The organism is Gardnerella sp. DNF00038 (genome assembly GCF_049262855.1).
GTDB classification, from domain to species: domain Bacteria; phylum Actinomycetota; class Actinomycetes; order Actinomycetales; family Bifidobacteriaceae; genus Bifidobacterium; species Bifidobacterium vaginale.
Window position 1 is genome coordinate 594,132 of record NZ_CP058407.1, and the last position, 12,867, is coordinate 606,998.

Genomic DNA, 12,867 nt, shown 5'->3' on the forward strand with positions numbered 1-12,867 from the left:
GACACGACCTAAGGGAGCTAAACGTGGTAGATATCGTCGATAAAGCCTTGCGCATGGGTGAAGGCCGTCAATTGAAGCGCCTTGAGAATGTTGCAAAGGCTGTGAATGCGCTAGAAGATGAGATTTCTGCGCTTTCCGATGAAGAGCTTAAAGGGCAAACGGCAAAATTCAAGCAGAAGTTAGACAATGGTGCAAAACTTGATGATTTAATGCCAGAAGCATTTGCTACAGTAAGAGAGGTTTCAAGGCGTACTCTTGGTCAGCGTCATTTTGACGTTCAGCTCATGGGTGGTGCAGCATTGCATTGGGGCAATATTGCAGAAATGAAGACTGGTGAAGGTAAAACACTTGTTGCAACACTGCCTAGCTATTTGAACGCTTTGGAAGGTAAGGGCGTTCATGTTGTTACTGTTAACGACTATCTTGCTAGCTATCAAAGTGAGCTTATGGGTCGTATTTACAGGTTCCTTGGCATGAGCGTTGGATGCATTATTACAGATCAGCAGCCTCCAGAGCGCAGGAAGCAATACAACGCAGATATTACTTACGGCACAAACAACGAGTTTGGTTTCGACTATTTGCGAGACAACATGGCTTGGGAAAAGGGCGATCTTGTTCAGCGTGGTCATCACTATGCAATCGTCGATGAGGTTGATTCCATTCTTATTGATGAGGCTCGTACGCCACTTATTATTTCGGGACCTGCCGAAGGTGATGTTACGCGTTGGTATCGCGAGTTTGCAAAGCTTGTTCTAAAGCTTGATCGCGATGTTGATTACAAAATTGATGAGAAGCGCAAGACTGCTGGTATTTTGGATCCAGGCATTGCAAAGATTGAAGATTATTTAGGTATTGATAATCTTTACGAGCCAAGCAACACTGCTTTGATTGGCTACTTGAACAATGCTTTGAAAGCTAAGGAATTGTTCCTTCTTGATCGCGATTATGTTGTTACTAATGGCGAAGTTTTGATTGTTGACGAGCACACTGGCCGTGTTCTTCCAGGTCGTCGTTATAGCGAAGGCTTGCATCAGGCGATTGAAGCTAAAGAGAATGTTGAAGTAAAAGCAGAAAATCAGACTTTTGCAACTATTACTTTGCAAAATTACTTCCGCATGTACGACAAGCTTGCTGGCATGACTGGTACTGCAGAAACGGAAGCTGCCGAGTTTATGGGAACATACAAGCTTGGCGTTCTTCCAATTCCTTCTAACCGTCCAGTTATTCGTATGGATAAGGATGATTTGATCTTCCGCACTAAGAAGGAAAAGCTTGCTGCGATTGTTCGAGACGTAGCTCAGCGTCATGCAAAGGGTCAGCCTGTTTTGCTTGGTACTGCATCGGTTGAATCTTCCGAAATCGTTTCTTCGCTTTTGGATGTTGCTCGTATTCCTCATCAAGTGTTGAATGCTAAGCAAAACGCTAAGGAAGCAGCTGTTGTTGCTGTTGCAGGTCGTAAGGGTGCTGTGACTGTTGCTACAAACATGGCAGGTCGTGGTACAGATATTATGCTTGGCGGAAACGTTGAGTTTTTGGCAGATGCAAAGCTTAAAGCAGAAGGCTATTCTCCAGACGATACTCCAGAGGAGTACGAGAAGCGTTGGCCAGGTGTTTTGGCAGAAGTTAAGGAACAAGTTAAAGACGAGCACGAAGAAGTTAAGAAGCTTGGTGGCTTATATGTTTTAGGCACTGAGCGCCACGAATCTCGTCGTATTGATAATCAGCTTAGAGGTCGTTCTGGCCGTCAGGGTGATCCTGGCGAATCGCGCTTCTACTTAAGCTTGGAAGATGACTTAATGCGTTTGTTCAACACTCAGCTTGTTGCGCGTGTTATGGCTAAGGGCTTGCCAGAAGGTGAGCCAATCGAATCTAAGTATGTTTCTAATGGCGTGCGCACGGCTCAAAAGACTGTTGAGGCGCGTAACTTTGAAATGCGTAAGAACGTTTTGAAGTACGATGATGTTATGAATAAGCAGCGTACTGTTATTTATTCAGAACGTCAGATTGTTCTTAAAGGTGAAGATATTCATGAAAATATCTTGAAGTTTATTAAAGATACTGCCGATAGCTATGTTCGCGGAGCTATGAACGGTTCTGATAAGCCAAAGAACTGGGATTGGGAAGGTCTTAAAGACGCTGTTAATGCTGTTATGCCAATTATTTTGGATTGGGATCAGCTTCGCCTGCAGATTGAGTCTCTTAAGGGAGAAAAAGCTGTTGAAGCTTTGCGAGACACTATAGTAGATGGCGTTACTACTATTTACGCTGTGTTTGAAGAAAGAATGGGTTCTGATAACTTGCGCCAGTTTGAGCGTAGAGTTGTTCTTGCTGTTCTTGATCGAAAGTGGCGTGAACATCTTTATGAGATGGATTATTTGAAGGATGGTATTGGTTTGCGCGGTATGGGTCAGCGTGACCCTCTGGTTGAATATCAGCGCGAAGGTTTCCAGATGTATAACTCAATGATTGAGGCAATTAAGGAAGAGTCTATTCAGCTTCTATTCCGTATGAATCTCGAGCAGATTGTTGCGGAAACTGAAAACCAAGATGATTCTTATGTTGATGCCGATATTCAGCAAGCAGAACAAGAAGAAGATGAGCATTCTGGAATCGTTGGTCCTGCTCCTATGAGCCATGCTGATGGTGAAGTGCCATTGAGTAAGCGTCCAAAGGTTGAAGAATGGAAGACTCCTTGGGCTGATGGTCGTACCTTCCCAGGAACGAACAAGAATGATGAGTGCCCATGTGGCTCTGGCAGGAAGTACAAGTTATGCCATGGTCAGAATGAGGATTAAAATAATTTTAGTTTAAACGAAGATTAAATTTTAAATTGTAATCTTTAAAGAATGAGGCTGGTGCTTTAACATCAGCCTCATTCTTTTGTATAAATTCACTTAAACTCGTGCGCCTTTGCCGTAGTCGTTGTAATCTTCACTAGAAGTATAATTTTTCTTTCTGCTCATAAGTAAGCCTGCAGATCCAACAAGAAACAGAAAAGCGCTTATAGTACCTGAGTATGCTGCGAAATATGGCACTAAGACGCTAAGAATTACGCCCAAAATACCCAGAATAAGAATAGTCCATAAAACTATGAGGGTAATAGAAATATTCTTAAAATGTGGGTTTGGTGGAACAAAATCGTCTCCGTAAGAATCCATTGTTTCATCAACATCTAACCAACTGGTCTTAACGTTATCTCTTGGACCAGCATTATTGTATGACGCTATTTTAGTAAGTGGTTTTGTCGCCTGACTAATACGTTTTTTAAAGATTTTCGCACTTTTGGATTTCTCTATTTCTTTAAAATCTTCTGCATGATCTCTAATAAAATCAGACCAATTCTCATTAAAAGAATTATCGCCAAAAGAATCGTCATTATTGTTATTTGAGTTTTTGTCCTCAGGGTGAGGGGAGTTGGTATTCTTAGAAGAAGTCATAGATTATACTGTAGCAAGTCTGCTTGATTGCGTAATGATTAGCTTTTAGTAACTCTTGCTAGAAGGGGTTTTTAGAATGTTGTATTGGTTCTTTGTAAAGGGGTTTGGATTTATTGCGCGTTTACGGATTAATCCTACTGCTCAAGGCGTTAACAACATTCCTAAAAAAGGTGGGGCTATTATTGCCGCAAATCATCTTGCCGTGATTGACGATGCACTTTTACCTCTCACATGCCCTAGGATGATTCATTTTATGGGTAAAGCTGAGTATTTTGAAGGCAAAGGATTAAAGGGTCGCTTTAAAAAATGGTGGTTTACGTCCGTTGGTGTATTCCCAGTGGATCGTTCTGGAGGTTCTAAATCTCTTGGGGCATTGAATCATGCTCGTGAGATATTAGAAAATGGACAGCTTTTTGGAATTCATATTGAAGGAACTAGAAGTCCTGATGGAAGATTATATAAGGGACATACTGGTGCAGCTCGCTTAGCTTTGGAAACAGGATGCCCGATTATTCCAGTTGCGATTATTGGTACTAGGGAATTGCAAAGGCATGGTCAGGTTATGCCTGCAAAGGGCTATACAAAGGCTATTTATGGTGAGCCTATTGAAGTTGAAAAAATGAATCCAGAAGATATTACGCACGATATTCTTCGTGAGCTTACCGATAGAGTAACCAAGGCAATTCAAAAAATGAGCGGTCAAGAATATGTTGACGAATATGCTCAAACCGTTAAAAAACGTATTATGGCAGAATCGGCGAAATAAGCTGATAAATTGTTTGTTGTAGATTATTTGAGTAAAAATATTTTGATTCAAACAGCCTACAACATAACTCACAACATTTCATACAACATTTCATACAATGTGTGTGTAGCATTACCTACGTTATTTGTATAAATCAAATAACGGTTAATGTAACAACTGTTGGGTTTCCTCTTTCATCAAGAACACGAACTTGCGTACCAGGAGCTACAGACTGGAATCTTACCGTGTGCATAAAGTCTCCAAGCGGAGCGGAAACATTTACTTTTAGTCCTAGGGTTTCAAGAGCTTTTCGAGCGTCGTTAGCATTTTTATTGCGAACATCTGGCATAGTAACAGTTCTTGGACCTTTGGAAACAACGACATTGAGTTTATCTCCCCAATGAAGTTGCGCTCCTTTTTCTACAGATGTGCTAATAATTTTGCCTTTTTCAACGGTATCATTGAACTCTTCACTGTATGTTGGAACAAGTTTTGCGTCGTTAAATGCTTTATCCGCATCTTCTTTTGTTCGGTTAACAACATCTGGCATAGAAACAGGCATAGGACCTTTAGATAATACAACAGTAATGTTCTTATTGTGATTCATTTGCATTCCTGGTGTTGGAGAAATTTCTACAACACAGCCTTTAGGAACATCTAATGAATAAACGTCGTTGCTTTCTTTGTGATTAATAGAAGTAAAACCAGCTTTGCGTAAAGCTTTTATAGGATTCTTACCAGTTGTTGATGTTGGATCGATAATATCTTCAGGAATTGTAGATTGTCGTATTCCTTTTGACACAATAACATGAACTTTATTATTTCCGTGTTTAGATACATGACCGCCACTGAAATCAGGATTAGTGGAAATAATGTTTCCAGAAGGTATATTATCGCTAAATTCTTTTTGAACAGAATAAGGAATATTGGATATTTTAAGAGTTTGCTCGTAATCAAACCATGGAATATTTGTGATTTTGCAAGCTTCTTGTGTTTTGCATGACTGCGTATTTGGTTTCGGCAAAGACCAGTAGCTTCCAGGTCCTAGATAATACCAGTAAGAACCAAATGCGATTGCTGCTGCAACAACTGCCGCGCTGCTAACAGCTATAATAACAACTTTATTGTGTAATTTTTTATGATTAGAGTTTTGACTTTTACCGTCAGTGCTTAAATCATTCTTATTAAATTGAGGAGCACGCATAGCAATAGTTAGCATATTGCTATCATTAAAATCTTCAAGTTGATTCACACTGTTTGAAGAATTTTGACTATTGGAATAGTTAAAATCAGTGTTACTGTTTTTTTGAACTATTGTCATAGTTGCATCAATATCAGTTGTTTTATCAATATCAGTTGTTTTATCAATGTCTTTAGTTTTAGACAATACCTCATTTCCAATATTGTTAGGATTAGAACTACTCTGATTTACATTCTCTTTACTAACTTTATCAGCATTATTCGCATCGTTCGCATTAGGAGGAAGAGGTATGTTAGAGTAATTTCTTTTATCGAATTTATCTGAATCAGACATTCTATTTTCAGTTTTGATTGCGTCTAAAGTCGTATTTAAAAGTTGATCTTCATTATCGTAATTTGGATTAAACTTATATTGCCAATCTTCTTTAGGCATATTAGCGCAAATTTGTCTAAGCATACTAAGTGCTTTAGAAGCGTCACTCGGTCTTTTTTCCATTTCTCGAGCAGTAATAGATGCAAGAAAATCAGCTATAGAAGAGTTGATGTCGCTACAAATTGTTTTTATAGATGGAGTGTCTTCATGAACGTGCTTAAAAACAAGCGTAACAGGATTATCTGCGCTAAATGGAACACGTCCAGCAAGCATTTCCCAAGCCATCATTCCAGCAGAGTATAAGTCTCCTTGAGGAGTGGCAAGATTTTTTTCAATCATTTCTGGAGCTAGGTATGCGGCGGTTCCAAGAAGAAGACCAGTAGAAGAAAGTGTAGCTTGCGATATAGCGCGAGCAAGACCAAAATCAGTTATTTGCACGTGACCGCGGTCGTTAATAAGAATATTTTCTGGTTTAATATCCCTGTGTACAACACCAGCAAGGTGTGCGGATGCAAGACCATCTAAAGTTTCCGCGAGAACTCGAAGAGTGTCTTTTAGGCTAAATGTGCCATATTTGTTCATTTCGTATCTAAGATTTACTCCATGAACATATTCCATCACCAAGTAGTCAAGCCCTTCAAATTCGCCAGTATCGTAAACCTGAACAATATGAGGATTCGCTATTGCAGCGGCAGATGTAGCTTCACGCCTAAATCTTGCAATAAATTGCTCTCTATGCACTCCTTGAGCTAGTTGAGTATGCATGATTTTAAGCGCAACTGGGCGATTAAGACGCTCATCTTGCGCTTGATAAACGGTAGCCATGCCGCCTTCTGCTATCTTCCGCATTATGCGATAGCGATTCTCAATACACATTCCTGGTTGCGCTTGAACTTCACTCATGTAGTAAATCCCTTATACGCGTATTAAACCAACTACCTAAAAGTGTACAGGCAATACAGTATCCACTAAATATTTAGTATATCAGTGATTTTACTGCCATTCTCTAGGAATGAATTTGCTAGAAACCTCGTTCAATATGGATTTTCCAAATTCAGATAATGTACTGTTATCTATTTTTTCTTGCGATTCAACCCAAAGATTGTGAATGCGCTTTTTAGATTTACTTATAGCACCACTCTGATTGAAAATGTTAATAATCCTATTAACATCATCTTCATTGCGATTATTAGAGTTATAAGCATCTATCAAAAATAGACGGTCTTCGCTTGAAGAAAGATCTAGAGCATCAGCCAAAAGGACAGTGCGTTTACCTTCTCGAATATCGCCTCCAATAGGCTTTCCAGTGTGAGCAGAATCTGAAACAATATCAATAAGATCATCTGCAATCTGAAAAGCAATTCCCAATGGTTCACCAATATCATTCGCCAACTTAATAGCGTAATTTTTATTAAGTCCAGCAGATAAAAATCCGAGCGCAAGTGGAGCTATAGTTGTGTAACTTGCAGTTTTCCAACGAAAAACATTTATTGAGGATTCTGCTAGTTTCTTTGGATTTTTAAGGCTCATCATTTCTATGGAAAGATCTAAAACTTGACCAATACCAACATTTCTTTGCATATTTGCAAACTCGCCTAAAACTTCTTGAGGATTGCGCAAATTAGTACATGCTTTTCTAGTTATGTCAAAGCTTTGAGTTGCTAAAATATCTCCAAGCATTAATCCAAGTCCAATGCCGATATGCTTGCTATTGCATGCTTTGCTCAATGCGCAATATGCGCTTGGTCTTCCTCGTCTTAAAGCAGATTCGTCGATTATATCGTCATGTACAAGTGCTGCAGTTTGAAAGACTTCTAAAGCACATGCAACATCTAGCATTGCGCAATATGCAGTGTCTTTAGAGCAGTTACCGCGTACTGCATCGAAAGCTTCTAAAGCTAAGTAAGCTCTGAGTCTTTTGCCGCCTTCACTAGAAGAAATTGCTTGTTTCACTACATCTTTAAGTGTTTTATCACAACTAGAAATAAGGTTTTTACAAGCTAAAGAATTAAATTGGTCATAAATTAATTCGCTTATACGCGTCTCTATACATGACTTTTGCGAATCTAAACTCATATTAAGAGTTATCCACATGCCTTAGACATTACAAAATGAGTATTTTTCTAGTATTTTCTAGGATTTTATAGCCTTTAACCACATTGAGTTATTTTTATTGCACTAATTTGTTTCTGCTGCAAAACTCTTATTACCAAGTTAAAAACAGTATAAAAACACAACAAAATAAGGAGGAATTATGCAAATAAAAAGTGAATTGAAAAACAAGCAAGTTTTTGAAGATAATGATCATGAATATTCAACTTTGAAAGAATTAACAAATTTATATGCTGCAGGTACGTTTTGCGGAATATCTGAAGAGTACTTTGCTATGACTTGTGTTGCTGGAAATAGTATAGAAAAAGTGAATATCAGTAATGTTCCAAAAGAATGTATGACAGTTTTAGATATTCCTAAAGATTATATTAACAAACATCATAATTATGAAGATTATTGGATTAAATGTCTTAGAGATTTAACGCCAGATCTTTTTGAAAAATACATAGGCATAGATTATATGAGCAAAAATTTGAATGTTAAAAAAGAGGAAGCTGTATTTTCAAGTTATGATATTTTTGTTACACAATCTATACGAAACTGGCATAACATGGTTTCTAAAAAAGACGGCAATATTGTGGGTTATGACTTAATAATGTTGCCGATTGCAATGCTAAATAACATTAATGTTCGAGATACTCTGCTTGTGTCTTTACTAGACAGTAAAGGCGAGTATTACAACATAAATGATCTACTCGTGCTAGCTTTAGCTCCACGAGAAAAAGAAAGATCTAAGGAATTAAGAGATTTTCTAGAAGAAAAATTTAACGAAGAATATGAGTTGCCTGATATTTGTAAAGCGCTAGACGTTGTTAACTTGCTAAAAGCTATGACTTATGTTGTAGATAATAATCCTAAATTAAAAGTACAAGTTTACGCATTGATGTCTTATATAAGCTGGTGGTTTAAGCTAGGAGATGTTGAAAGATACGTTTCAATGGCGCTAGAAATTGATCCTGATTGTTCTATGGCTATGATTGTGGATAATGCATACAAAAGTCATGTTGAGCCAGCATGGTGTAGAAAATTCGCCACGCCGCAAGTAGGGAAGCAGAAAAAATCGTCCTTAGAAGATGATTTACTTCTTAAGTAAAAGTTGCCCTTGCCATAACTATGCCTTTGTGGTATAGTGAGATGCCTTTAAAGGGCATAGCAAGGTATGATGAATGCCTTAATATGGCGGATTACTTTGCACATAGCAGGGAATCTACAGGAGGAAAAGTTTGGCGAGCGAAGATACATCTATTGTCGATTCCAAGATGGGCAAGGAAGAAAATCAGGAATTTAAAATGTCAGAAGATGTTGATGATCAAGATGTAGATGTTGACGTTGATGCAGACATGGATACAGATGAAGAACATATGGATTTAGAAGATTTTGATGAAATCCATGATGATCTTGATGTAGACGATGTTGACAATTTAGATGACGTTGACGATATGAATAATCTGGATGACATTCCAGATGATGAAGATTCCGAAGATTCTGACGATAATAAAGAAGAAGCGCCACAAGTTCCACAAGCAAAAGGTGCTTTTATTGTTCGAGATGATGATGACGACGATAATCTTACACCTTCTGGAAATCCTAAGCGTCGAGTAATCGCCACTGGCGCTACAGCGGATCCTGTTAAGGATTATTTAAAGCAGATTGGTCGCGTGAGCCTGCTTAACGCAGAGCAGGAAGTTGATTTGTCAGAGCGTATTGAGGCTGGTTTGTATGCTCAGCATTTGCTTGATACGCAAATTGACCAAATGGAGTTTAAGCGTAAGCGTGAGCTTAAGTGGGCTGCAGCAGACGGTAAGAAAGCTAAAGATCATCTTCTCGAAGCAAACTTGCGTCTTGTGGTTTCTCTTGCAAAGCGTTATACAGGTAGAGGCATGCTTTTCCTTGATTTGATTCAGGAAGGTAATCTTGGTTTAATTCGCGCAGTAGAAAAGTTCGATTGGAAGAAGGGCTTTAAGTTCTCAACCTATGCTACTTGGTGGATTCGCCAGGCTATTACTCGTGCTATGGCAGATCAGGCTCGTACTATTCGAGTTCCAGTGCATATGGTTGAAGTTATTAATAAGCTTTCTAGAGTTCAGCGCCAGATGCTTCAAGATTTGGGTCGCGAACCTACACCAGATGAGCTTGCGCGCGAGCTTGATATGCCTGTTGAAAAGGTGCAAGAAGTACAGAAGTATGGTCGTGAGCCAATTTCTTTGCACACTCCTTTGGGCGAAGATGGTGATTCTGAGTTTGGCGATTTGATTGAAGATACTGATGCAATCGCTCCATCGGACGCTGTAGCATTCTCGCTTCTTCAGGAACAATTTAGACAAGTTCTTGAAACTTTGTCTCCTAGGGAAGCTGGCGTTATTAAAATGCGCTACGGTTTGGAAGATGGTCAGCCAAAGACTTTAGACGATATTGGTCGAGTCTATGGTGTTACTCGTGAGCGTATTCGTCAGATTGAGTCTAAGACAATGTCTAAGTTGCGTCATCCTTCCAGATCGCAAACTTTGCGTGACTTCTTAGATCAGTGATTTTAGAATAATTAACAAGTAAAGTGTCGTATTGTTGCTTTGTTTAGCAGGGATGCGACACTTATTGCTTAGTGGTTGCTTAATATTCGTGTTGTACAAGGGGTAGAAGTGGTCTCTAATAAAGATCGAGAACAGTATGATGCCGACAGTTTGACTGTGCTTGAAGGCTTGGATGCTGTACGAAAGCGCCCAGGCATGTATATTGGCACCACTGATAGTCAAGGTTTAATGCATTGCCTTTGGGAAATCATTGATAATGCTGTTGATGAGGCTTTAGCTGGGGCTTGTGACCATATTATCGTCACTCTTCACGACGATGGTTCTATTGAAGTTGCAGATAATGGACGTGGTATTCCAGTAGATGTAGAGCCTAAAACAAAACTTACAGGTGTTGAAGTTGTTTTAACTAAGCTTCACGCTGGAGCTAAGTTTGGTAATGCTTCGTACAATGCTGCAGGTGGCTTGCATGGCGTTGGATCTTCTGTTGTAAATGCGTTGAGCTTGCGATTGGATGTTGAAGTTGATCGTGATGGTAAAACGCATCACATGGCTTTCCATCAGGGTCATCCTGGAGTTTATAGTGACGCAGATTCAATGCATCCGTCTCCAGCTTCTCCGTTTAAGCGCACTCGCAAGAACAAGCCTACTGAGCTTGAGATTATTGGTACTGTTTCGCCAAAAACTACAGGTACTCGAGTTCGCTATTGGGCTGATCCTGAGATTTTTAACTCAACAGCTCGCTTTAGTTATGAACAGTTAATTGATCGAGTTCGTCAAACTAGTTTTTTGGTTCCAGGCTTGCGCATTACTGTTATTGACGAACACGTGCCAGAAGGCGAATTTAGCGATATTCAAGAGATTGATGTTAGCGCTAGTGATGATGCGAATGCTAATACTAGTGATTTAACAGATGATTTGGCTTTTAAGGATGAATCGCAAGCAACCGTAGATAATGAATCTAATGAGCTAAATCAATCTGAATATGAATCAGAAGAATCTGAATCTGATGGCGAATCAGAAGAAACCACTGCGCAATCTGTTGCAAATAGTGAGTCTTCTAGAGAATTGCAAAATAAGCATCATCCTCGAGTGGTTGAATTTTTGCATAACGGCGGAGTAAGAGATTTCGTTGATTTTCTTTCAAAGGGTCAAGCAGTCTCAGATATTTGGCGTATTTCTGGCGAAGATACGTATGTAGAGGAGACACAAGCTGTTGATTCTGCTGGAGATTTACATGCTCAGCAAGTGACGCGTAAATGTGGCGTTGACATTGCAATGCGCTGGGTAAATGGCTACGATTCAACGATTATTAGTTTCGTAAACGTTGTTGAAACTCCTGGCGGAGGCATGCACGTAGACGGATTCTTGCAAGGATTGACTAAGCAAATTCGTAAAGCTGTTGAAGATAATGCTCGCAAGCTAAAAGTAAATCTTAAAGATTCAAACACTAAGATTGAGCGAGACGATATTCTAGCTGGAATGGTGGCTGTTGTAACAGTTCGCATTGCTGAACCTCAATTCCAAGGTCAAACTAAAGATGTTCTTGGAACTGCTCAAGTTAAGCCAATCGTTACTAAAATGACGGATGCTCAATTTGGGGAGATGATTAGCGGGTCCAAGAGAGGATTCAAAGAACAGTCTGCCAGAGTTTTAGAAAAAATTGTTTCCGAAATGCATGCGCGTATTCAAGCGCGTAAAACTAAAGAAGTTACTCGTAGAAAGAATGCACTTGAGTCTGCTTCAATGCCACCAAAGCTTTCTGATTGCCAGCCTGGAAATGACGATGTTGCAGAACTTTTCATCGTCGAGGGCGATTCTGCACTTGGAACTGCAAAAGCTGCTAGAAACTCTGCTTTCCAAGCGCTTTTGCCAATACGCGGTAAGATTTTGAACGTTCAAAAAGCAAGTCTTGCGCAAATGCTTTCCAACAAGGAGTGCGCTGCAATCATTCAAGTTGTTGGAGCAGGGTCGGGCGCAAGTTTTGATATTTCGCAAGCGCGTTATAACAAGATTGTTATGATGACCGATGCAGATGTTGATGGCGCGCATATTCGTATTTTGTTGCTAACGCTGTTCTACCGTTATATGCGTCCGCTTATTGAGTATGGTCACGTTTATGCTGCAGTGCCTCCGCTTCACAGGATTGCGCTCGCTGGAAAGCACAAAGGCGAGTATATTTACACGTATTCCGATGACGAATTGGCTGGAAAGCTTGATGATTTGCAAGCTAAGGGCATTGATTTTAACAGCGATATTCAGCGCTACAAGGGCTTGGGTGAGATGGATGCGGATCAGCTTGCAGACACCACTATGGACCCTAGAACGCGAATGCTAAGAAGGATTCGTATGGAAGATGCTCAGCAGGCGAGCGAAGTATTCGATTTGCTTATGGGTGATGATGTTCCTCCGCGCAAGCAGTTTATTGTTGATAACGCTGACGACTTCGATCGTTCCAAAATCGATACCTGATTT

Annotated in this window: 8 protein-coding genes; 5 read left to right on the forward strand and 3 right to left on the reverse strand. The window is 39.7% G+C overall.

The window, feature by feature from the left end; translation table 11 throughout:
• The first annotated feature begins 23 nt into the window (after positions 1 to 23).
• Entirely contained in the window at positions 24 to 2,795 is a 2,772-nt protein-coding gene (secA, locus tag HXT19_RS02255) for a preprotein translocase subunit SecA (protein WP_248912204.1), read from the forward strand.
• Positions 2,796 to 2,894: 99 nt separating this feature from the next.
• Here the strand turns inward: secA and HXT19_RS02260 are convergent, their stop codons facing one another.
• Positions 2,895 to 3,437: a hypothetical protein gene (locus HXT19_RS02260; RefSeq protein WP_004112548.1), complete on the reverse strand. Its 543-nt coding sequence runs from the start codon at positions 3,435 to 3,437 to the stop codon at positions 2,895 to 2,897.
• 76 nt (positions 3,438 to 3,513) lie between these two features.
• Between HXT19_RS02260 and HXT19_RS02265 the strand changes: the two genes are divergently transcribed.
• Complete coding sequence (locus HXT19_RS02265; RefSeq protein ID WP_285064429.1) at positions 3,514 to 4,203, forward strand: lysophospholipid acyltransferase family protein; 690 nt, start codon at positions 3,514 to 3,516, stop codon at positions 4,201 to 4,203.
• A 133-nt stretch (positions 4,204 to 4,336) separates the two neighbouring features.
• Here HXT19_RS02265 and HXT19_RS02270 read toward each other — a convergent pair whose 3' ends face one another.
• Both HXT19_RS02270 and HXT19_RS02275 read right to left on the reverse strand, forming a co-directional pair.
• A complete protein-coding gene (locus HXT19_RS02270; RefSeq protein WP_422119733.1) occupies positions 4,337 to 6,658 on the reverse strand; it encodes a protein kinase domain-containing protein in 2,322 nt (773 codons plus the stop codon).
• Between the two features lie 90 nt (positions 6,659 to 6,748).
• Entirely contained in the window at positions 6,749 to 7,831 is a 1,083-nt protein-coding gene (locus tag HXT19_RS02275; protein WP_004112551.1) for a polyprenyl synthetase family protein, read from the reverse strand.
• Positions 7,832 to 8,009: 178 nt separating this feature from the next.
• On the opposite strand from HXT19_RS02275, the gene HXT19_RS02280 reads away from it, so the two are divergent.
• From HXT19_RS02280 to HXT19_RS02290, 3 genes are all read left to right on the forward strand, one after another.
• Positions 8,010 to 8,960 carry a hypothetical protein gene (locus HXT19_RS02280; protein WP_004112552.1) on the forward strand — a complete coding sequence of 317 codons (951 nt, stop codon included), beginning with the start codon at positions 8,010 to 8,012 and terminating at the stop codon, positions 8,958 to 8,960.
• 130 nt (positions 8,961 to 9,090) lie between these two features.
• On the forward strand, positions 9,091 to 10,395 hold the full coding sequence (locus HXT19_RS02285) for an RNA polymerase sigma factor (protein WP_004112553.1): 1,305 nt from the start codon (positions 9,091 to 9,093) through the stop codon (positions 10,393 to 10,395).
• A 108-nt stretch (positions 10,396 to 10,503) separates the two neighbouring features.
• A complete protein-coding gene (locus HXT19_RS02290; protein WP_048730339.1) occupies positions 10,504 to 12,864 on the forward strand; it encodes a DNA gyrase/topoisomerase IV subunit B in 2,361 nt (786 codons plus the stop codon).
• Positions 12,865 to 12,867 lie beyond the last annotated feature (3 nt).

Excerpts from the sequence above, each read along its gene's own strand:
- HXT19_RS02260 (WP_004112548.1), bottom strand. The coding sequence starts at position 3,437 with ATGACTTCTTCTAAGAATACCAACTCCCCTCACCCTGAGGACAAAAAC.
- HXT19_RS02265 (WP_285064429.1), top strand. The coding sequence starts at position 3,514 with ATGTTGTATTGGTTCTTTGTAAAGGGGTTTGGATTTATTGCGCGTTTA.
- HXT19_RS02270 (WP_422119733.1), bottom strand. The coding sequence starts at position 6,658 with ATGAGTGAAGTTCAAGCGCAACCAGGAATGTGTATTGAGAATCGCTAT.
- HXT19_RS02275 (WP_004112551.1), bottom strand. The coding sequence starts at position 7,831 with ATGAGTTTAGATTCGCAAAAGTCATGTATAGAGACGCGTATAAGCGAA.
- HXT19_RS02280 (WP_004112552.1), top strand. The coding sequence starts at position 8,010 with ATGCAAATAAAAAGTGAATTGAAAAACAAGCAAGTTTTTGAAGATAAT.